The organism is Candidatus Zixiibacteriota bacterium, assembly GCA_040756055.1.
Taxonomy (GTDB): domain Bacteria; phylum Zixibacteria; class MSB-5A5; order GN15; family FEB-12.
On sequence record JBFLZR010000003.1, the window covers coordinates 220,924 to 243,826 of the forward strand.

A 22,903-nucleotide genomic window follows, 5' to 3' on the forward strand; every position below is an offset into this window, starting at 1 on the left:
ATGTCTAAACAACTTGAATTTGAAAAGGGCGACGGCATCCTCATCAGCCGGACCGACCGGCTCGGCGACCTGATACTCGCTTTGCCGTTCGTGGAGACTATCTCCGAACGATACCCCCAGTGCCGGGTCGATGTGATCTCGTCGCTGTACGCTTCGCCCATCCTCGAAAACAACAAGCGCATCCATAAAATCCTGCGCGTCCAAAACGATCAGCTTCTCACCAACAAGCTTTACAAGAAAGACCTGCTGCAGAAGATCAAGAAAGAAAAATACAAAGCGGTAGTGGCTCTTTATCCCGAGCGCCAGATGTCGCGGCTGTTCTATAAAGCGGAGATTCCCTATCGTCTGGGCACGGCCGGGCGGTTTCACTCTGTCTTTTTCAACATGCGTCTCGTACACAGCCGCAAGAAGAACCTCAAACACGAATACGAATACAATCTCGACTTCCTCAGATTCTTCCGGCGCGGCAAAACGGTCGATTTTCCCAACGTCTATCTGCGTCCGAAAGAAATAAACAACGCCCGCCGAATCTTAAACGAGGCCGGCGTGAGCGACCATTTCGTTGTAATCCATCCCGGCTCGGGCGGGTCGGCCGAGAGATGGCCGCTGGAAAACTTTATCAGGCTCTACCGTCTTCTCAAGCAGCACGGAATCGAGCTGGTTGTTTCAGGCTCCGAGGAAGAAGGCGAGGTTATCGCCGAGGCCGAAAAGGCGCTTGGCATTCCCGTCCGCAAAATCACCGGACAAACCGACCTGAGAACGCTGGCGGCCGTATTATCCCTGGCGAACCTCGTCGTGGCCAATTCCACCGGGCCGCTGCATCTCGCGGTCGCGGTCGGCACGCACGGCGTGGGCTTATATCCGAGCCGCAAGGCCATGTCGCCGCTCCGCTGGGGACCGCTCGGCGCGGGGGGCAGGGTCATCCAGCCGGTCGGCGTGGAGTGCAAGTGTCCGCCACGGCACTGCAAGTGCATGGAAACCATAACACCCGAACGAGTCATGAACGAAATTCTCGAGATGCTCCAAACCGCGCCGGAGGCAAAACGGTAGAGTATGAACCTGGCTGAATTCATAATCAGGATCGAGGCCTTCAACGCCAATGTCAATATTCCCCTGATTCGCAAGGCGTACGAGTTCTCGGATAAAGCCCACCAGGGGCAAAAGCGCCTCTCCGGTGAACCGTATGTCGAACACTGCCTCGAGGTCGCCTTCATCCTCGCCGAACAGCACATGGATTCCGCCACGATAGCCGCCGGACTGGTTCACGATGTGGTCGAGGACACCGAGGTCAGCCTGGAGGAACTGCGGCAGGATTTCGGCGATGAAATAGCCGACCTTGTCGACGGCGTCACGAAGATCGGCGCGGTGCAGTACTCCTCGCGCGAGGAACAGCAGGTCGAATATTTCCGCAAGATGCTTCTCTCCATGGCGCAGGATATCCGCGTTATCCTCATAAAACTCGCGGACCGGCTTCACAATATGCGTACTCTCGACCACATGGCCCCCGATAAACAGAAACTCATCGCACAGGAAACCCGCGATATCTACTGTTCGCTGGCGCATCGTTTCGGTATTAACAAAGTCAAAACCGAGCTCGAGGACCTCTCTCTCAAATATCTCGAGCCGGAAACCTATGTCGACCTGGCCCGCCGGGTCAAGGAAAGCAAGGAGCAGCGCGAGGAGTATATCACTTCCCTGGTCACGCCTATCAAAGAAGCGCTGAGCAAGGATGGTATCAAGGCCGATGTTTACGGACGCGCCAAACATCTCGATTCCATCAATCGCAAGATGGTCGTGCGAAAAGTGCCGTTCGAAGAGATGTTTGACCTGTTTGCCATCCGCGTTATTGTCAACACCGAACGCGACTGCTACCACGCTCTGGGTATCCTGCACTCCATCTGGAAACCGGTGGCGGATAGATTCCACGACTATATCGCCAATCCCAAACCCAACGGTTACCGCTCGCTGCACACCACCGTTTTCGGGCCGGACAACAAAATGGTCGAGATACAGATCCGGACCCACCAGATGCACCATGTCGCGGAGAACGGTATCGCCGCGCACTGGCTGTATAAAGAAGGCAAGCACCAGATGAGCAAGTCGGACCGTCAGATGGTCTGGTTGCGCGATGTTCTCGAGTGGCAGAAAGACATGACCAATCCATCGGATTTCCTCGAATACCTCAAGATCGATTTGTATTCGGAGGATATTTTCGTATTCACGCCCAATCGCAAACTGGTTCATCTGCCGAAAGGCTCCACGCCGCTCGATTTCGCTTTCCAGATTCATACCGATGTCGGTATCCACTGCGCCGGCGCCAAAATAAACAGCCGTCTGCAGCCGCTCTCGACAGAGCTTCAGTCGGGCGATATCGTTGAGATTATCACCAATCCCAACCGGACCCCATCGCACGACTGGCTCAAACTGGTCCGGACATCATCGGCCCGCGCCAGAATCCGTCGGTGGCTCAAACAGGCCGGTTTTGAACAGTCGGTCGCCCTCGGCAAACAGGTGGTGGAGAGAAAACTCAAAGAGCAGCGCCTCAAGTTGCCGCCCGATGATGTTCTGCAGGGGTATGCCGAGCAGCTCAATCGCAAGTCGGTCGAGGAACTCTTCGCTGCTATCGGCAACGGCTCCATGACCGCCCGTCACCTCATCGAACTTATTAATCCCGAGCCGGAAGAGAAAACCGCCGGGTTTGTCAACAAAGTGATCGACCGTATCCGCGGCGCCAAGGGCATACGGGTGCACGGCATGGATGACATGATGTTCCGGTTCGCGGGATGTTGCCAGCCGGTTCCGGGTGAGGATATTGTCGGTTTTATCACCCGCGGGCGCGGAGTTACTATTCATCGCAGCGACTGCCCGAGCGCCACGCATCTTTTGAACGAGTTTCCGGAGCGACGCATCGATGTCAGCTGGGACACCGCCAAGGGGCAATCTTTCGTGGTGCAGCTCAAGCTGGTGGTCGAGGACCGCCGCAATATGCTTCGCGATATCACTCAGGCTATTGCCGATGTCGACACCAACGTGAGGGCTGCCGAGATGTACACGCAGGATTCGACAGCGATCGGGCGATTCGTGGTGGAGGTGTCGAGTTTGTCGCATTTGAATCGCATTCTCGACAAGGTTCGCAAAGTCAAGGGCGTCGTATCGGTCAACCGCGAGGCCGGGGGAGACACCGGCGCGGAGTGAAGTGGGGGGAAAATGGTCGCCGTAGGGAAGAACCCTCTTCCACAAGAGACTATAATCGTGAGCGGTTCTGCCAGATGCGATCGGCAAGATCGCGTCATTCCGTTGAAAAACGGAATCCAGTCTTCGATGCAGTGTTATCGTGCTGTCAGGTGTCCCCACCTGACGGGCACAGGGAGAAAAAGGCGTGATGTCGCATTTGATAAATCAAACGCCTACATCGCCGCGATCCCCGTAGGGCGGGTCCGTCTTCGAACCCGCCGCTGAACCAAAAAATCCCCCGCATTTTCTTCTCATTCATCCCGTCACACCGATTTGGCTTCGTTTCGTTATTTTGATTGGCCCCTCACCCCGACCCTCTCCCGGAGGGCGAGGGGGGGAAGAGGCGTTTTCGGTTCGGGCAGTGGCGATCGGCAAGGTCGCGTCATTCCGTTGAAAAACGGAATCCAGTCTTCGATGGGTGGCAGGCTCAAACCCTGTTTGGGCCTGACCTGTAGGGGTTCAAAATTTTGAACCCCTACAACGACGGGCGTCTCATCCGCCTGTGGCGAACCCTGGGGCTTGTGCCCGGTGAATCTTCAGATTCACCGGGTAGTACGTTTGATAAATCAAACGCCTACATCGCCGCGATCCCCGTAGGGCGGGTCCGTCTTCGAACCCGCCATTGAACCAAAAAATCCCCGCATTTTCTTCTCATTCATCCCGTTATATTGATTTGGGTTCGTTTCGTTATTTTATGTTACCCCTCACGCAACAACGGGTGGCAGGCTCAAACTTGCTTTGGGCCTGGACCTCAGGGTTCAAGATTTTGAACCCCTACAAGACCGGATTTTCTGATTGGTTGTGTCACCTCTGCAAAATTGTGCCCGGTGAATCTTCAGATTCACCGGGAAATCCAAAATTGGCTTTGTTTCGTTATTTTTCAGGGATCCTAAAATCATGTTTTTTCTCCCTAACTGTTTGTTTCTGTTGATAGTTATGCCATTTTGCGAAGCCATTTTGGTGCACTAATTTTCGTGCTGTCCCGCCGATGGCGGGTCCCCACTTGACAGTTTTCCGTGCTGTTCCGCCGGTGGCGGATCCCCACTTGACAGCTACAACCCTATTGCTTTGTCCGGACATAATTCCACCTCATATATGACGACCTCGCCTGTTTTTTTACACGGATGTTGTTGGGAAAATGCGGGGGGAATTGAGTCTTGACCAAACCGGTTAAAATGTTGATATTTGGCGGTATATTCCATCATGAATCACGAAGAGGGAGGACACCTATTTCGCGGTATTCAATCAGCAAGGGGAGATACGAGATTTAGTATGAAAAACGGTCTTATTCCTGTTAACAGAATAGAGAACAAAATCTTCCTGCTCCGCTCTTGCAACATTATGCTGGACAGCGACCTGGCGAACCTTTACGGAGTAGAGACGAAGGCGCTTATACAGGCGGTCAAAAGAAACATCGACCGGTTCCCCGATGATTTTATGTTTCAGCTTACGAAAGAGGAGTTCGCCAACTTGAGGTCACAATTTGGTACCTCAAGTCAATGGGGCGGGCGACGGTACCCGCCGTATGCCTTCACCGAGCAGGGTGTCGCTATGCTTTCATCGGTGCTGAAAAGCAAGAGGGCGGTGCGGGTCAATATCGAAATCATGCGGGCGTTCGTTAAACTGCGGGAGCTTCTGGCTACGAACGAGAAACTTGCCCGGAAACTGAATGAACTGGAAAAGAAATATGACGCTCAATTCAAAGTCGTTTTCGACGCCATCAGGCAGCTGATGCAGCCGCCGATGAAGAAAGCGCGGAAGATCGGGTTTGAATAGGAGACTAATACTCAGCAAAAGTAGGTCGAAACTCCTGCCCGTCAGGGTCCCCGCCTCGCGGGGAAGTTTCGACAACTAAGAAATTTGGAGAAAGATGTCGAAACCACGCTCATCCCCGCTGCACGCGGGTATGATGCTCAGGGGTTTCGACCTACGAGGATTCAAAAGACTGGCGTAGGAGTCCAATCGCTTGAACTCCTACGTCCAGAATCCTCCCCTGAAAAGCACACGATATCTCTACAATGGAGGCGGAGTCGGCTGTTGTCCCAGCCGGGATGCTCTCTCCATTGCTTGTTGTTGTCGGCGTTTGTTGCGATAGTCTAAGGCTATGAATCCCACGCTCAGCCAGAATCCAAGGAAACACACCATCGCCAGACTGTATGAGAGGGGCCACACCACGAGGCCAAGTCCGATGAGGGCGAACGGTGTGATGGGCGACTGCGCCACCTTCCGAATCACTGACGCACGCGTCTTATACACCTCGATTGCTTTCGTGGTCCACTTTTTTATAGCACGAAGCGGCTTTACTATCTGTCTGCGGTTGATCCACAGCAGAAGTGCCGCGAGTGCTATCAGCAACCACTTGACCACACCGGCCATCCAGTCGCGACTATAGACGACCTCTACACTCAGCGGATCGCCCGGCTTGATGAAGGTCCGCGCGAAACGATACACCTGCCCGCCGGTCGGCACTTGAATCTGAATCGGCAAAATTCCACCGGCCACTCCGCGGGCGTAGGAACTGAGGCGATTACTGAAATCGAACTCCTGCGTTACCTGGTATTTCAACTGCTCTTCCTGTTGCGGGATATTGCGAAATTCGCTGCGGAAATTACCTTCGTTGTAGGCCTTTTTGAGCTCGTCAGCGGGAAGAGCCGAGGGTTCCACCTCGCCGAGTTCGGTCAGGTAACTTACCACTTCACTGTCGAACACACGCTTGCGGTTAGACAATATGTTGATTCCGCGTATCATCTCTTCGATCTCCAGCGTGCTTTCGAAATGGTGGTACGAATAATCGTTAGGCAGATAAACGGACCACATCACCCGGCTGATAAGCAGGTCCACGACCGGAAGGGTAGAAGTGCGCGAACCGTACCAGTCGAAGTTATTCTCAACCACGCAGTAGAGGATCTCAACAGGGAACGACTCGAGCGTGCTCCCGTTCATGCGCGAACGAATGAGCGGGACCATGAGCGTACCACTATCGTTAACCGATGATTCCACCGGCTGATTATCGACAAACACACTCCAGAGATCGGAGCCGTCCGGAATCTGTACTTCCAGAAACTGCTTGTCGCTGTTGACTACCTGATAAACCAGGCGGTGAACGATCTTACCGTCTTCGGTAAACAAAGTGACTACGTTCGCAGAATTTATGGCTGCCACCGGAACCGGAATTTTGTCGTGCTTTTTGATGTCGAGCACAAGGCTGTAAGGATGTTTCAGATATTTGAAACCGACAGTCAATGGCTTACTCGACTTGTTGACTATCTGGGGCGGCAGCTTGGACGCGGCCACCTGCTCAAGCCCTTTGTTCTCTGCTACTGTCACCTCGGCGCTGGTATTCAACACGATTCCGAGAAAGCCCGTCTCTCGCTCGGACTCAAGCACCCGCATCCCGGAAAAGACGTTGGCCATCCCGGATTCGGTCGTCGACAGTTCCGAACGAATTGTTATGGTCGTGTTGCCCTTTTTGTCGTAGGTGAACGGAACCAGGATCGTGCTAACACCATTGAGTTCCTTTTCCTGCCACTCGCCGACGCCTTCGCCAGCGACACTCAGCACCCGAAGATCACGCGGGATGGCCACCCTGATGCCGTCGATTTCGCTGTAAAGGATGTTCAGGTTGATGTCGGTCGTAATGCTCAGGCTGCCGTCTTCAATTGAAAGCAGGTGGTACAACTCGGTGTAAAGCTTGGCCGGAACTTTTTCGGTCGGGGCGACTTTCTTGCGCCAACGTACGCTAACAATGCCATCCGAGGCAATGGCAGCATTTACGATTGTCAGGTCGCCCTTCGTGGTCGTGAGCACCTGCTGAGCCTGCGGAATCTCGACATCGATATCGGCCAGAGGCATCTCCAGCGTGAGAAGACGGATCGGCGTGGGAATAATGCTCAGATCGAATTTGTTCGGCCCCTTGTCGAGCGACGATTTCACGGAGAACCGTACGACCACCTTGTGCTCGCCGTCTTTGTCCAGCACTACCCTGTGAAAGGCCGCATCGGTAGTTACCAATGCCTGTTTGCCATCGACCGTAATGTCTTCCAGAGCAATAACCACCGGAAGAAGCGGAACCTCCACATAGGCGTCTTTCTTCAGGACGTGCACGGTGAATTCGCCAGTAAAGACTGTGCTGCCGGTTTTCATCTTGCCACTGTAGATCGCTTTCGTTATCAGAAAATCGACTGGTCTGCAATCGGTGATTTCAACCGGTGGTTTCATTTGCCTGACCAGTGAGTCGAATTCCGCCCGCGTGAGTACGACGTTGCCGCCGCTGATGATTTGGGCGCCGGTCGGTTTGACGCCGGTTTGGGCCAGCAATTTCTGGAATGTTTCGAGTGAGATGACTATCCGATCCTTATCGAGGTTCAGAAGATTGCTGAATTGATCCCAGGGGACGGTAGCCTCACCGCCCGGATTGACAGGGCGAAAGCTCTCATCGGCTCTTGCCCGATCCGCCAACCCGCCACAGGCGAGTATCGCGATACTGATTAGAACAAGTGACCATTTCATTTGGGCCTCCTCATCTTATTTTGGCTTCTTTCTGATTTACTGTTTGCCTAAGCAACCCCCGCGAAAGCAGGTCTCCAGAAGCTTCTGATGACGGTTGTCTCCGGCCATTATCCACTCTGGTTAATGAGATTACCGTTGAAGGTCTGTTTTCTTCCCGAGAATTTGACCGGAGGCGGTTTTCATACAAAAGCGATAGTGATTGGTTGGGATGGAGCTTATAGGGGTTCAGAATTTTGAACCGCTACAGAATACGAAGACTGGATTCCGTCCTTCGACGGAATGACTTGGTCTGGTGACCGCGTCTCACTGGATTCCGTTTTTCAACGGAATGACGGAGGGTGGCGCAACGAAAGCGGGCAGATGAGATCCCGCGAAGAGCGGGACCATGCACGGAATACAAAAATGATGAAACGAAGCCAAATCACCGTATCTAATAACGAAGCAGCGGGTTATGGCGATATATGGGCTGGGCTAAAACACCAGATCGAGCGAGAGGGTGTCAACACCGCGCTCGACAACCACTACGGTCGAATCGCCGGGGGAAAATTTGCCCAGAGCGCTCATGTAATCATAGATGTCGCCAATGGCATTATCACCGATCCGGATAATAACATCACCCTCGATAACACCCGCTTTCGCGCCCGGACGGTCCGGTATGACACCATCGACACGAACTCCCTTAACCTCGGCCACGTGGTCCGGCATCACCCCCAGACTCACGGAAAATTGCGAGCGTCGTTTGCCCATGCCGCTGTCTTTCGTTTTCTGGAAGGTAAGCGGAGAATCGATAGCATCGAAATGGTCAATTATATCACGGGCGAGCTGTGTCACGCGGACAATGCCGTGCGTATCGATTCGCTCGATATCATCGGTGGGCTTGTGATAATCACTGTGCGGGCCGGTGAAGAAGGTCATCGATGGAATCCCGCGGTTGTAAAACGGGGTGTGATCCGATGGTCCCACGCCGGACTCTTTGAGAGAGAGCTTGAGGTGATCGTAAGAAACGCTGTCGAAGAACGTCTTGAACTCTTCGCAGGTTCCGGTGCCCATGATAGCCAGTCCATCCTGGTCGGCCAGTCGCCCGATCATATCGAGGTTGAGCATCATTCGGACTTTCGAGGAATCTATGGTCATGTTCTTGGCGAAGTGGGTCGAGCCGAGCACGCCGGCTTCTTCACCGGAGAAAGCGATGAAAAGCAGCGAATAATGAAGGCGATCGCGCTCAGATGAATAGTGGCGGGCCAGTTCGAGCATGACGGCTACGCCCGACGCGTTGTCATCGGCGCCGTTGTGAATCATCTTTTCTTCGCCTTTGTACATCGATGATGGTCCGCCCCAGCCCAGATGGTCATAGTGGGCGCCGATTATGACTGTCGTGTCGCTTCGCCCGGGGATGAAACCAATGACGTTGTATGATGTATCGCGGACACGGATAAGCTCGGTCGCGCCGGTCACCGACGATATCAACGGCTCATCGATTGACAAGCCAAGTTTCTCCAGCCCGGCGCGTTTCAGCCAGAGAACGGGGATGTCTTTGGCATGGACGAAAGCGGCCGGTTCATCTTTGATGGCATCGTCTTTGTCCGAGGGTGTGATGAAGATAATCGCCGATGCTTCGTGCTCGACGGCGTTGTTGATCTTGTCGGTAATCGCGGAGTACTTGTCGAAGTCGATGCCCTCGTGTTGATCTTTGGGAGGGGAGAAGCGACGGACGAGTACCGCCTTGCCGGCGACATCTATGCCTTCGTAGTCATCGTAGTCGCCTTCATTTTCCGCGACCGTGATGCCATAGCCGGCATCGACAACGGATTCGAAGTCAAGAGCGGCGGCGGTGTCGGATTGAAGAAGCGGCTGGTAGTCATCGAAAAGCACAAGGGGTGTGCCGTTGATGCTGAGCTTGTTGCCGGGGCCGAGGTCGATGCGCTTTATGAAGTCATAGGCTTGAAGGTAGTCGTCATCATCCCCTGTCGGCGCCAGGCCCGCCCCGACAAAAACATTCTGGATATACTGCCCGGCTTTCCATTCGCCGATTTCGCCGACCTCGCGGCCCTCAAGGGAGTCATCGGCGAGCACCGAAATATGGCGATAGACTGAATCAGCCGTGATAAGATATGGTGAACCGGCCGCACTTGAATTTGTTACAGCGAGTACGAGCAAACTAAACAGAGCGTATGTGAATGAGCGCATTGGAATCCTTTCCTTATTGGTAGTAAGACAACGGCCGGAATATACAGTGAATACCCGCGGTTGTCATGGATTTTGATTGCGCCGGGTTTATCGTCATACGTACCATTGAGTAAAACATATTGGACAATATCGGTTTTTGTTGTTATACTTACGGACTGATAAAGTGAAACGGAAAATGTTCTAAGACATAAGGGTACAGGTGCTTAAGATGAAGCGTTCCAGCAGAGATATTCTGGTGATTGTCGGTGTTCTGATTGTTGTGGCGGTTGGCTATTTTCTCTTCAAAGAGCCATCGCCGCTATCCAAACAAGAGGCGGCTGTGGAGTTTGAACATCCCGATGTTGAGGGGATGGATAGAAACGCTATGCCATCGCTGGCGAACTTTCCGACTGATTATGAGTCACTGGTGCAGCTTGGTAATCAGTTGATGGATCAGGGGAATTTTCCGATCGCGGCCGAGGCCTACAAGCGGGCATTGGCGATCGACCCTCGTGATCCCAATGTCCGCACGGATTTCGGCGCCTGTCTTCACGGGATGGGCCTTCAGCGACGGGCTATCGAAGAGTTTCACCGGGTGCTTACGGAGCATCCCGAACACGCTATCGCCAATTTCAATCTGGGGATAGTTTTTTACAACACCAAGACTCTGGATTCAGCGCGCTATTACTGGAAGGAGTATCTGAGGATTGAACCCGACGGTCAGGCCGCAGCTCAGGCCAAACAATATTTGGAGACGATAGGCGGTTAGTATTCTTACGCTACTTCAAAATTTCGCCGGGTCAGTGTGGGCAATGCTCGTTGACTCGGCGTTTTTGCTCTTAGTCGGGATAGCCCTGGCCGGGCTGGTGCGGGTGCTGCTCAATGAGGCCAGTGTGCGCAGATTTCTGACCGGCTCGAAATCAGCGGTGGTGCTGAAATCGGCGCTGCTTGGGATTCCGCTGCCGTTGTGCTCGTGCTCGGTGGTGCCGGTTGCCTATGAACTCCGCAAGTCCGGCCTCAGCAGAGGCGGCACGACGGCATTTCTGGTGTCTACCCCGGAGACCGGTGTCGATTCCATTCTACTGACCTACTCGCTGACCGATCCGCTTATGACGGTTGCCAGACCGATTACGGCGTTCGTAACGGCTATGGCGGCCGGGCTGGCGGTGGAACTGTCACCCTGGGTAGACGTCAGCGTTGAAGAGCCTGCCGGCGCATGCACAGACGACTGCTGCAGCCCTGTCAGGGCGAATGCGAACACGGAATCCCGGTCTCTCGGGCAGAAGATTGTCGATGGTCTCAAGTATGCTTTTGGGGATTTGATGGATGATCTCGCGCCATATTTATTTATCGGTTATCTGCTGGCGGGCGTGGCGGCACTTTTACTTGGCGACCAGTTTGGCGCGATACCCGAGACATTCCGAAGCGGGTGGGGCAGTTATGTGGGAGCGGTGGTAGTCGGGCTGCCGCTTTATATCTGCGCGACATCATCGACACCGCTCGCCGCGGTGCTGTTGACTTTCGGGTTTTCGCCGGGAGCGGTACTGGTGTTTCTGCTGGTCGGTCCGGCGACCAATGTGGCTTCGCTCACAGTAGTGAGGAAGATTCTCAAAGGGCGGGCAACGCTCGTTTATCTGGCGGCGATTGTCGTGATCTCGATTCTCTGTGGCCTGGTTTTTGACGCCGTGTACAGTTGGCTGGGCTACAGCCCGGTATACAGGTCCGGTGCGGAGAGCGATGCGGCTTCGGTGTGGGGGGTTGTGTCGGCTGTGGTTTTTTCGGTTTACGTGGTGTATCTCACCTTCCGCAAGTTGCTCCGGCGCGTTTTTTAGTTTTATCTTGTCCGGCGGCCCGCTCCGATTTTCTTTTCTGCTATGATGGCAGGCGTAAAGAAACCTCAGTGGCTGGAGGGGATGATTGACTTTTTCTTTCCGCCCCTGTGTCTGGGCTGCGGCGAGTACACTGAGAACGAAGGCTCTATCTGCGGGCGCTGCCTGAAAGCAATCGAGACATTCGACCGGCCGTTCTGTTTAAACTGTATGAGTATCATCCCGGCCGGCCACAAGTGCACTATCTGCAAAGGTGATTCACTGCCGCTTTTTGCCTATGGCAACTACACCAGTCCGCTGGAGGATATCGTCATTCAGTTCAAGTTCAAGGGTATCAAAACGCCGGCGAAGTACTTCGCCCGGCTGCTCCATGAGCAGTTCGCGCCGGTGGTGGAAGAATTGGGCAGTATGACCCTGGCGCCGATTCCTCTTCATCCGTCGCGCGAAAGCCGTCGCGGTTACAATCAGGCAGAGTTGTTAGCGCGTGAATTGGCGCAAATTTTTGGCTACGCCACGCAGGCCGACCTGCTGAGGCGAATCAAGTTGCGTAAAGAACAGGCGCGGCTCAACCACAAAGAGAGGGTGGCGAATATCAGGGGTGTGTTCGAGGTGGCGGAGGAGTTCGATATTGATGGCGGTGTGATTCTGGTTGATGATGTGGTGACATCGGGATCGACCGTACGCGAGGCCGCCGGGATTCTCAGAACGAAAGGCTACAGGGTGGTGGCGGTTCTCGCGATCGCTCACGCCTTGTAGGAATTGTCGATGGTAAAGGCGCATATAGAGGATTATCTGCAGTATCTGAAGCTCGAGCGTGGACTGTCTGCCAATACTCTGGCGTCGTACCGTCGTGACCTGGCGGAGTTTTTTTCTCCGGTTAAACACAGGGAAGTTACATCGGTCAAACCGTCGGATATTAACGAATATCTCACCCGGCTGAACAAGAGCGGGCGTAAGCCGACGACGATAGCGCGCAAGATTTCATCGATCCGCCAGTTTTTTAAATATCTCGTTAATAACGGTGTCGTCAAAGATGACCCCACTTCGGCTTTTGCCGCGCCGAAGATTGTCCGGTATCATCCGCACTATCTCTCCGCGACCGAGATCGAGAAAATCCTGTCATCGATCGAGACCAATACAGTCGCCGGTAAGCGCGATCGGGCCATAATCGAATTGCTGTATGGTTCGGGTCTGAGAATCTCGGAATTGATAAATTTGAAAATTTCTGATATAGAATTTGAGGCCGGATTTATTCGCGTAATCGGCAAAGGGGACAAAGAGCGGCTTGTCCCGATGGGGGATTTTGCTAAATCGGCAATTGAGGAATATCTGAATTTTCGAGATGAGAAAAAGGGGGGCGGTCGCTCTAATTTCGTGTTTGTCAGCAAGATAGGGGATAAATTTTCTCGGGTTAGTTTGTGGAAAATCGTCAGAAAGGTGGTCTTAAAGGCCGGAATTTTGCGGAAGGTGACTCCGCACACTTTCCGTCATTCGTTTGCCACGCATATGCTTGAGGGAGGGGCAGATCTAAGAATAGTGCAAGAAATGCTCGGTCATGCCGATATATCTACAACACAGATATATACGACGATTGATCGGGACTATATAATTGCAGAACACAAAAAGTACCATCCAAGAGAGCTGGCCCGGTCCAACGACGACTGAACCGCCTCGAGGGTCATCGTATCATTTTGCCCTCAGGCAGACCGGGATTAATATAGACTTCCATCTTCAGCGGTTCTTCCAGGCCAACAATATGTACCTGCATTACTTTGAATCGTTTGAAGATCTGGTGACGATCTGTCAAAGATTCCCGGTGGATATTATCATGATGGCCAGCAGGGGCAGTTGCGTTAAGGAAGTCGAATTGGTGAGGACCATTAAGGATAATGTCTTTCTGCGGATTGTGCCGATAATCCTGTTTCATCCGGAGCCGGACGAGAGCATCGTGGTGGCGGCCTACCAGGCCGGCGCCGAGGATTTTGTTTATGGTGACTGGCGCGACAAGTTGACGCAGGTTCGTATCAAGCGGGTGATTGAGCGTTCCCGGCGCGACCTGTCCATTAATCCATCCACCCATCTTCCGGGGCCCGCGATAATAGAGGCCGAGATTGACCGTCAGATAAATATGGAAGCACAGTTCGCCGTGTGTTACGCCGACCTCGATAATTTCAAAGCGTACAACGACTACTATGGCTATTTTTATGGCGACAAAGTGATACAGCTTACCTCGAGAGTAATCAAAGACGTTGTTTTTGATTTGTGCCGGGAGGGGTTTGTCGGTCACATTGCCGGGGATGACTTCATATTCATTATTCCGCCCGAAGAAGTAGAGCGCATCTGCGGTGAGATTATACGCACGTTCGATATACTGATACCGTTTCGGTATGACGAGCGGGCGCGGCAGCGGGGGTTCATAGAGACCACCAACCGGCGGGGAGAGCCCGAAGAATTTCCCATTCTGACGATATCCATTGCCGTTCTTATCAACGAAGACAGGCAGTTCGGGCACGTGGGGGAGATGTCGCGGATGCTGGCCGATCTGAAGACGGCAACAAAGCGCAAAGATGGTTCGAACTACATGGTCGAACGTCGCAAGAAATACTGAGCGGTCTTAGTTGCCGCGGTTCAGAGTATTTCGCAGGTCGAGTGACGGCTGGTAGGAGGGATTGAGAGCCAGCGCTCTGTTGACATACTCAAGCGCCGAATCTACGGGAAAGCCGCTGTTGTAATAAATAACGCCGATACAGTGATACGCCTGATAAAAAGTGCTGTCCCGGTTCACAACCACCCTCATCAGCTCCAAGGACCGGTTGAACTCCTGTCGCCTGAGATAGGAGAGTCCCCAGTTGAACAGTTCGGCTGGGGTGGGCTCTCCCAGAGTTCGTCCGACCGTGAAGAGTGAGTCGGCCATATTCAGTTGGCCGTTCCGAATGCCGTGCGATCCATAGCGGAAATATCCAACCGCTTGTGACGGCGCTGTCAGGATGGATTTGCGGTAGTAGTATTCGGCGGAGTCGGTCAGCCGCAATTGGCTGTAAGTGTCCGCAAGATTGGCGTAGTAGAGAGCGAGTCTTTCCGGATTTATGCCCGGGTCGCCGTGGGTGGCTATGGCATTACGAAAGAGAGCGACAGCCGTATCGGGATTGGCAACCTGTCTGACAAGCAGGCCGAGATTGTTGTAGGCGGGCGAGAAGTTTGGGTCGAGTTGTATTGCCCGCAGGTAATTCTGCGCCGCCTCGCCGTAATTGCCCTGTAAAAACTGAATGTGACCGAGGCTATTGACCAGGGTTGCGGAGTAGGGGTAGTCACGGTCGGCCATGCGGTACGACTGTTCTGCCCGGGCGTAGTCGCCGAGCTGTTCGAACTGGATGCCCTCGTTGAAATAGATTTGGAAGTCACTTGTGCCGACTTCTTCGTAATGCGTGCGGTTGAAGACGAAGAGGGGGATCAACAAGAGAGCACCTGCGACCATATACTGCTTTGACTTCATTTCGCGCAGCGAACCAAACAGATACACCAGCCCACCGGCCGCTATTATGATCATAAAGGGAATCAGGGGCAGGCGATGCCGGGCCGTAACGAGAAATAGAATAATCGACGGGATGTACGCCAATAGGAATATATAGACAGGAATCAGGTTTTTGAACTTCTCTTTCGTCAAATAGACTCCGGCCAGCGTGAGCGGAAGAAGTATTCCGAAGGGGAACATGAGGATCTTTTTCCAGACGAGTATCGAATAAAGGGCTGATTTGGTTCTTTGATGATAGATATCGAGATTATCGCTGTTTTCGAATCCGGAGAGCAAATAAACGGTCTTTCGCCAGAGCAGGTCGGCGAATTTCGCGGGATTGTTTACGATAAAGGATACGGCCTTTTTACTCCAGAATGATGACTGTTCGGCTTCCGAGAGGCGTCTTCCGGCCTCGCGCTCGGCGGCATTTTGAGTGGCGACGCCGAATTGTCGCCAGCTAACGGCCTCATTAAGGTCCACCTCCGGCATCAACATCGTCAGTCCATCGGCCTCCGGGTTATTACCGAGGTACAGATTGATTCCGCCCTGTGATGAGATCAGGATGAAATCTCCGGTGACGATCAGATTCCTGATGGTAACCGGGGCAATGGTAATGATCAGACCCACCAGTAAAACGGTCGGGAGCTTAATGCGAATGGTGAGTGAAGCTTTCTTCACGCCCGAAAAGAACAGCCAGAGCATAAGAAAAGGGATGACAATAAGCACATTGGGCCTGGCCAGTGCCGCCAAGCCGAAAACGATACCGGTCATGAGCCATGTTTTAATGGAGGATGACTGCCGGTAGGCGACGGTTCGAAACATTGCCCACACTATCAGCAAGAGAAACAGAGCGGGGATGAGGAACATTGTTTCATAAAAGACAAGTGTTCCGTAGAAGGCATAAATCAGCCCGGCCACGATGGCGGTTTTCGAATCGAACAACTGCCGAGCCAGTTGGAAGATGAACCAGGCGGTGCCGGCGGTCAGAAGGATTTGAAGAATCTTGGCGAAGAGAATGGAACTTCCGGTAACAAGAGCGAGGAGTGCGAGGAAATACGGATACAACGGGGCCCGGAAGTATGCCCCTTGCCCCCAGAACGATTCACTCAGGATTTGTTGAGCCCATTCCCAGTGCCACTTTTCGTCAACCATCGGAACCAGGAATTCGGGGAGATTGCTTATCTCAAGCAGATATATCAGTCGAACCAGAACAGCTATGGCGGCAATGGTGAGCGGCCATTTATTGTCTTTCAGCCTGTTGAGCATTTTTGATGGTGTCGGAGTCATATTCAAGCGTTTTCCGATTCTCATGGTATTCAAATGTCGGCTGACTGGCAAGTATTTATTGCGTCGCCGCTTGCGGGCCGCGAATTAGCCTGAAACAAGCCTCGAGAATTTGACGTATTTTAAAAGCAAAGGCAGTTCAATACGTAAGGGAGACTTCGAGCATGAAAAGCGTGGTTATTTGCACGATGGTTTGTCTGGTGATGCTGGCCTCCCCGGCCATGTCTCACGATAGTCACCGGACTCATATGGTGTCGGTTCACGACGTCAGTTGCCGGTGGGACAACGTAAATTTTGACCTCGAAGACGGCACGATTGTGCTCGAGCACGAAGGCCGTGATATTGAGACCGTGGAGATCACCGAGGATTATGAGTTATATGTCAACGGCGATAAGATAGAGCTCAATGAACATCAGCAGGAGCTTGTCGCGGAGTTCTATGAGTCGGTTATGGATATAATCGATTACGCCAAGGCACTCGGCTGGGAAGGAGCCAGGATCGGGGCAGAGGGCGCGAAACTTGGCCTTCAGGCGGTGGGGGGGTTGTTCAAGGTTGTCTTTACCAGTTACGACACGGATGACTTTGAACGTGATATTGAAAGGGAGGCCGAGAAGATCGAAGCCAAAGCCGAGAAGCTCGAGAAGAAGGCTGAGCGGATAGAAGTCATGGCGGAGGATTTGGCGGACCTCGCCCAGGAGATGGACGAGGAGATACCTCAACTGGACGAGTTGGGTTGGTTTTAGCGATAGCTCGATAGCGGGGGTATGAGGGGGGCGCCCCCTTGTCAGCGCCCGGTGGATATCGGTGAGAAAGTAAGAAGGCAGAAGCCGTGAAGCTTCTGCCTTTTATTAATTGGTCTCAAAGCATCGATCTCGATCGGGATCGTCTCGAGCTCAAGAATCATCAGACGCCGCTGAATTGAACGTCCTTGAAATACATAGTGGGGCGCTGCAGGCTGGAGTAAGTGTAAGGGTCGTTGCCGACCTCCACCAGCGAGCTCCAGAACTGCAGAATGTTGCCTGACACGTTCATCTCGTTGACCGGCTTAATCAGCTTGCCGTCTTCGACGTAGGTTCCGATTATTCCGAAGGAGAAGTCGCCGGTGGTATCGTTGGAGTTGCCGCCGATAAAACCGGTAACGAGAATCCCCTTCTTCATGTCTTTCACCATTTCATCGAGAGACCTGGTCCCGAGTTCAAAGGTAACGTTGGTGGTGTCGCCGCCCGTGGGTTCAACGCCCAGTTTGCGGGAATAGTACCAATCGATCAGGTATTCCTTGAGGACGCCCTTCTCGATAATAGTTCTCTTACGGCTCGGCAGTCCGTCATCGTCATAGAGACGCGAGGCAAGGCCGCCCTTCATAAACGGGTCATCCACGACCGTCAGTTTATCCGAGAAGACTTTCTGTCCCAATTTGCCATCAAGGCAGGAGTTCTTCTGCTGAAGGTTCCGACCGCTTAGTGGGCCCTCGAGAGCTCCCAAAAGGCTGGCACGGGCCCGGTTCTCGATAATCATGTCGTACGCGCCGGACTCTATCTTGGTTTGGCCGATCCTATCTAAGGCGCGTTCGACGGCGAATTCGCCGTAGGTTGAGATCGGGGGAAGGTCTTTGAAGAATCTTACGGTTCTCCAGTCCCACCATGAGGGCCGGCCGCCTTTGCCATCGGTAATACCCACTTCGACACCGGCGCTGAATGACGTGCTGCGACGCGTACCCTCGAAGCCGTTGCTGTGAACCTTAACCGATTCATAAGTACCGTCGCCGTAATACGATGTCAGCGATACTATTTTATCGGTGCGTTCACGCGTGTCGGTTTCGATGTCGCGGGCAATCTTCACGCGCTGGTCGGCCGAGACTTCATCGTAGCTGTTATCGCAGATACCCAGGTCAGCATCCTTTAGCCCGGCGTAGTATTTCGAATCGGGGAGGCTGCGATAAGGGTCTTCACCCAGATATTTCGTCATGGCCACGGCTTCTTCGATGAACTTGCTCAGTGAATCTTTGCGCAGGTCATTGGTGGTATTGCCGGAATATCTGCCTTTGGTATATATGCGGACGGTCATGCTGTTTTGTGTTGCTTCCTGAAGCTTATCGATTTTCTGGTCGCGGCACTCGATTTCGATTTCGCGACTATTGGCCACATCAACTGCGGCTTCGTCGGCGCCAAACCCTTTGGCTTGTGTAACCGCCCACTTGGCCAGTTCTAATTTCTCTTTATTATTCATAACCTGTTTTCCTGTTTCCTGTCCTTAGTGTGTTTCTGTTTTCTCTTTGACACAGTGCACTAAGCGTTACTGCCCACGGTTATCGAAGAGACCTTGGTGGTCGGCAGACCATCGGTTACCGGCGCCCACTGGCCGCCCTTGCCGCAGGTTCCGCCGCTTTGCTCGACCTCGAGGTCATTGGCCACCATCACCATCTTGGTGAGAACATCGGGCCCGTTACCAATCAGGTTGACATCCTTCACCGGGGTGGTGAGTTTGCCGTCCTCAATCATGTAGCCGGACTTGAGATAGAAAGTGAAATCTCCGGGGCCGATATTGACTTCACCGTTAGTGAACGATTCGGCATAAAGGCCTTTCTTGACACTGGCAATAATCTCCTCTTTAGTGTGCGGACCGTTGAGCATGTAAGTGTTGGTCATGCGTGGGATGGGCATGTAGCGGAAGGATTGCCGGCGACCATTTCCGGTGGGTTTAACGCCGTAGTGTTTGGCGCTGATATAGTCGTGGAGATAGGTTTCGAGTATTCCGTCTCTGACCAGGTACGTTTTGTGGGTGTCATTACCTTCGTCGTCGATATTGATCGATCCGCGGTAGCTGGGGATGGTACCGTCATCGACTATCGAGACGAACGGTTGGGCGACCGGTTTGCCGATTTTGTCCGCGAAGATCGATTCGCCTTTGCGATTGTAGTCGGCTTCCATGCCATGTCCTATGGCTTCGTGAAGGAGGATGCCGGCTTTCCCGGGAGCGAGCACGACTTCCATTTCCCCTCCGGCCATTGGGACGGCCTGGAACAGGTCGATTGTACGTCGCACGGCTTCTTTGGCCAGAGTATCGATATTTTCCGGTGTATAGAGTTCGAGTCCGAAGCGACCTCCGATCATGTGATAGTTTTCTTCGCGGCGGCCCTCCTGTTCGGCGATACACTGGGCGAAGGTGCGGGACATGGGGCGGTAATCGCAGACAATACGGCCATCGGAGGTGGCCAGAAGGACATACTGGGTTCCGCTGGTAAACCAGATTTGGGAGTTCACGACGCGCGGATCGAGCGAGAGGACCTTGTCATTGATTTGTTGGAGCTTTGGTATAATCTCGTCGAAACCGACGTCTTCCCATGACTGCTCTACCGGGTAGAGGTCTTTGCTGTCGTGCAGTACCAGTTCTTTCGGGGGGGCATTCTTTGCCTGATTGGCGATGTTGGCGGCCGTTTTTGCGGCAAGCTTCATCGCCTCGGGCGTAATCTCCTCCGTGAAGGAATATCCGGTCTGGTCACCCTCCACGACTCTGATGCCGACGCCGAAATCCACGGTGGAATAAGCCCGGTTGACCAGATTGTCTTCGAGGCCGATGCTGTTGCTGATTGAGTGTTCGAAGAAGATATCGCAGTAGTCTCCGCCTTTCTCCAGGGCGGCAGCCATTACCTGCTTGATGATAGCCTCATCGACACCGAAGTGGGTGTAGTAGTCATTAAGATTGAGGCTACCGGCGGGTGGGGTAGTGAGCGCCGCCAGCGGGTCTACCTTGAAGATAAAAGGCAGGCTTACGAGCGCTACTCCTTTTGCGCCTGTCTTTACAAATTCTCGTCTGGTCATTGAGGCCATGACAGATTCCTCCGTTTATGATGTAATGGAAACATGTTTGAATTGGCTGGTCATCATGCGCGACTTACACTTGTATAACTACGTCTACGAAAAATGTGACAAAAGTTTTCTTTTTTTTGTGTAATGCGAGTTTTTTTTGAGTTGCGAGGGGGTTTTTACCGGAAGCGTTCGCAAGTCCGCACAAAGCGAGGTCATCAAACTGCCGGTTGGTCGGTCAGCGGAATGCGAAGCGAGGCAACAGACCGGGTCTGTTGCCTCGTCTGAGAGTTCAGCGGCGATTTACCCCTTTTTTTCCAAAGCCGCGCCAGGCCAGGTGGCCCAGGACGGCAGCTAAGCCGAAGAAACATATAAGCGAAAGCCAAGGGCCGAACCATCCGGTGAGAGTCGCCATCATGCCGTCGTGATTATCATAGAAGGACTCATAAGCGCCCCAGGAGCCTATCATAAAGGCCACCGCGACGCCAATGAGAGCGTCGCCAGCTACCAGCCCCGAGGCAAACAGAACGCCATTTTCGTTTCTGGATTTGTAGAGGCCCTTATCGGACCATTTTTTGATTAACAAAGCTACCAGTCCGCCGGTCATAATCGGGGTGGATAAAGACAGCGGGAGATAAAGTCCAATCGCGAACGGCAGTGAGCCGACGCCGAGCAATTCGACAGCGAAAGCGATCATGCCGCCAACGATGATCGGGAGCCACGGAAGGTTGGCGTTCATGACGCCTTTGACGACGGTGGCCATCACGTTGGCTTGCGGGGCAAGAAGGGGGGCTCTGGTAGAACCTTCGATCTGGACGAAGCCGAAAGCGTCGTTAAGGAAGTAGATCGTGAAGCCCATAGCGATAGCGGGGAAGAACAGGCCGATGAATTCGGTGAGCTGCTGTTTCCATGGGGTGGCTCCGAGGAGGTATCCGGTTTTGAGGTCCTGAGCTATGTCGCCAGACATACACACGGCTATACAAACGATAGTACCCACCGACATGGCTGTAACCATACCCTTGACTCCGGAGACTCCGAAATAGACCAAAATAAGACAGGTTGCCAGGAGGGTAGCGATAGTCATTCCGGAGACGGGTGACGATGAAGAGCCGACTATACCGACAATTCTTGCGGCCACCACGACGAAAAAGAAGCCGAATAGTACGGCCATAGCCGACCCGAGCAAGTGGAGTTCGGTGCTTGGGAGAATCCAGATAGCTATAATGATGCCCACTACGGCCAGCAGAACCCACTTCATAGGCAGATCTATGTCGGTTCGCGGGGCGGTTTCGGCATCGGTCTTTTTCTTGCCGAGGAGTTGTCCAAATCCCTTGGAGAAGGAGGAGATGATGACCGGGAATGACTTGATTAGTGATACGAAGCCGCCAACGGCTACTGCTCCGACACCGAGGTATTTAATATAGAAATCACGAAGTTGCGATGAGTCCATGTCGCTGATGGGGATGTCGCCCGGAGTGATGATTATTCCCGGAATTTGCTGACCGATGAAGGCGATTAGCGGTCCGATTCCCAGGTATCCCAGGACCGCTCCGCTGAGCATAAGCGCGGAGATGCGGGGGCCGATTATGTAGCCTACTCCCAGCAGGGCGGGGGTAGCGTCAACGCCGATAGTGCCGCCTTTGAGGACTCTTTGGAAGTCGTAGTTGACGGATTCGGACCAGGTTTTCAGCATGTTCATCAGGATTTTGTAGAACGCTCCCAGACCGATACCCGTGAAAACGAGTTTAGCTTTGTTGCCGCCTTCGTCGCCCGCGACGATAATTTCGGCGCAGGCGGTGCCTTCAGGAAAAGCCAGACGTTCGTGTTCGCGTTCAACCAGGTATTTACGCAGGGGGATCATCAGCAGAATGCCCAGGGCTCCCCCGAGCATAGACAGCCAGAAGATCTGCATTTTGGAGACTTCGTGAAAATACCCGGCCGCAGCCAGGGCCTGATCTGCCGACCAGATGAAGAATGCCGGAATGGTGAAGATGATGCCGGCAGCCAGAGACTCGCCCGCCGAGCCGATTGTCTGGACAATGTTGTTTTCAAGCACGGTGACCTTTTTGAAAAGGAGTCGGAGCACCGCCATAGAGATAACGGCAGCCGGGATAGAGGCGGAGACGGTCATTCCGAATTTGAGTCCGAGGTAGGCATTGGCCACGCCAAAGACTACCGAAATAATGGACCCCAGAATCACCGCTTTCCAGGTCACTTCGGCAACGGACTGCTCCGCGCCGATAAAGGGCTTGAAGTTTTGCTGATTATTTTCGGTGTTGGACACTTATCCTCCGGTAGGTGTGGAATGGAACTAAAATTTCTTAAAAAAAACGGATAGAGTCCGCTAAGTGTCAAGCATTTAGTTAGGTCAGAGTGTCGTAGCGGAGGACATTTTGGTCAATTCGTGTGTTTATACGAACGGGGCGAAATGGGGGTCTGAAGGGGCACTTTTGGCGGAAAATCCATTTTTTTTGTCTTTTTGGATTAAAAAAGGGGAACCCGGCGTGCGTCGATTTAGTAGAAGCCATGAGAGGATTTCGTGGCAATTCATCTTTGAGTACGCC

Annotated in this window: 15 protein-coding genes; 9 read left to right on the forward strand and 6 right to left on the reverse strand. The window is 53.2% G+C overall.

Translation table 11 applies throughout. The features are described from left to right. From AB1483_07460 to AB1483_07470, 3 genes are all read left to right on the forward strand, one after another. Positions 1-1,050, forward strand: a complete 1,050-nt coding sequence (locus tag AB1483_07460) for a glycosyltransferase family 9 protein (protein ID MEW6412296.1) — start codon at positions 1-3, stop codon at positions 1,048-1,050. Between the two features lie 3 nt (positions 1,051-1,053). Next, the gene (locus tag AB1483_07465; GenBank protein ID MEW6412297.1) at positions 1,054-3,195 is read left to right on the forward strand and encodes a bifunctional (p)ppGpp synthetase/guanosine-3',5'-bis(diphosphate) 3'-pyrophosphohydrolase; all 2,142 of its coding nucleotides are present in this window, start codon (positions 1,054-1,056) and stop codon (positions 3,193-3,195) included. Positions 3,196-4,506: 1,311 nt separating this feature from the next. Further along, on the forward strand, positions 4,507-5,010 hold the full coding sequence (locus tag AB1483_07470; GenBank protein ID MEW6412298.1) for an ORF6N domain-containing protein: 504 nt from the start codon (positions 4,507-4,509) through the stop codon (positions 5,008-5,010). 237 nt (positions 5,011-5,247) lie between these two features. On the opposite strand, the gene AB1483_07475 is transcribed toward AB1483_07470, so the two are convergent. Beyond that, a complete protein-coding gene (locus AB1483_07475) occupies positions 5,248-7,743 on the reverse strand; it encodes a hypothetical protein (protein ID MEW6412299.1) in 2,496 nt (831 codons plus the stop codon). A gap of 471 nt (positions 7,744-8,214) precedes the next feature. Beyond that, positions 8,215-9,930 carry a M20/M25/M40 family metallo-hydrolase gene (locus AB1483_07480; protein ID MEW6412300.1) on the reverse strand — a complete coding sequence of 572 codons (1,716 nt, stop codon included), beginning with the start codon at positions 9,928-9,930 and terminating at the stop codon, positions 8,215-8,217. A gap of 208 nt (positions 9,931-10,138) precedes the next feature. Between AB1483_07480 and AB1483_07485 the strand changes: the two genes are divergently transcribed. From AB1483_07485 to AB1483_07505, 5 genes are all read left to right on the forward strand, one after another. After that, complete coding sequence (locus AB1483_07485; protein ID MEW6412301.1) at positions 10,139-10,678, forward strand: tetratricopeptide repeat protein; 540 nt, start codon at positions 10,139-10,141, stop codon at positions 10,676-10,678. A 43-nt stretch (positions 10,679-10,721) separates the two neighbouring features. Continuing rightward, on the forward strand, positions 10,722-11,741 hold the full coding sequence (locus AB1483_07490; GenBank protein MEW6412302.1) for an SO_0444 family Cu/Zn efflux transporter: 1,020 nt from the start codon (positions 10,722-10,724) through the stop codon (positions 11,739-11,741). A gap of 42 nt (positions 11,742-11,783) precedes the next feature. Continuing rightward, positions 11,784-12,494, forward strand: a complete 711-nt coding sequence (locus AB1483_07495) for a ComF family protein (protein ID MEW6412303.1) — start codon at positions 11,784-11,786, stop codon at positions 12,492-12,494. A gap of 9 nt (positions 12,495-12,503) precedes the next feature. Beyond that, complete coding sequence (xerD, locus tag AB1483_07500) at positions 12,504-13,403, forward strand: site-specific tyrosine recombinase XerD (protein ID MEW6412304.1); 900 nt, start codon at positions 12,504-12,506, stop codon at positions 13,401-13,403. A gap of 91 nt (positions 13,404-13,494) precedes the next feature. Next, the gene (locus AB1483_07505; GenBank protein ID MEW6412305.1) at positions 13,495-14,346 is read left to right on the forward strand and encodes a diguanylate cyclase; all 852 of its coding nucleotides are present in this window, start codon (positions 13,495-13,497) and stop codon (positions 14,344-14,346) included. A 6-nt stretch (positions 14,347-14,352) separates the two neighbouring features. On the opposite strand, the gene AB1483_07510 is transcribed toward AB1483_07505, so the two are convergent. Then, on the reverse strand, positions 14,353-16,539 hold the full coding sequence (locus AB1483_07510) for a tetratricopeptide repeat protein (protein MEW6412306.1): 2,187 nt from the start codon (positions 16,537-16,539) through the stop codon (positions 14,353-14,355). A 161-nt stretch (positions 16,540-16,700) separates the two neighbouring features. Between AB1483_07510 and AB1483_07515 the strand changes: the two genes are divergently transcribed. Further along, positions 16,701-17,279, forward strand: coding sequence for a DUF2884 family protein (locus tag AB1483_07515; GenBank protein ID MEW6412307.1), 579 nt, complete (start codon positions 16,701-16,703; stop codon positions 17,277-17,279). Positions 17,280-17,439: 160 nt separating this feature from the next. Here the strand turns inward: AB1483_07515 and AB1483_07520 are convergent, their stop codons facing one another. The 3 genes from AB1483_07520 to AB1483_07530 form a co-directional block, all read right to left on the reverse strand. Then, complete coding sequence (locus AB1483_07520; protein ID MEW6412308.1) at positions 17,440-18,762, reverse strand: TldD/PmbA family protein; 1,323 nt, start codon at positions 18,760-18,762, stop codon at positions 17,440-17,442. Positions 18,763-18,821: 59 nt separating this feature from the next. Next, positions 18,822-20,354, reverse strand: a complete 1,533-nt coding sequence (locus AB1483_07525; protein ID MEW6412309.1) for a TldD/PmbA family protein — start codon at positions 20,352-20,354, stop codon at positions 18,822-18,824. A gap of 277 nt (positions 20,355-20,631) precedes the next feature. Next, entirely contained in the window at positions 20,632-22,623 is a 1,992-nt protein-coding gene (locus AB1483_07530; GenBank protein ID MEW6412310.1) for an oligopeptide transporter, OPT family, read from the reverse strand. Positions 22,624-22,903: the final 280 nt, after the last annotated feature.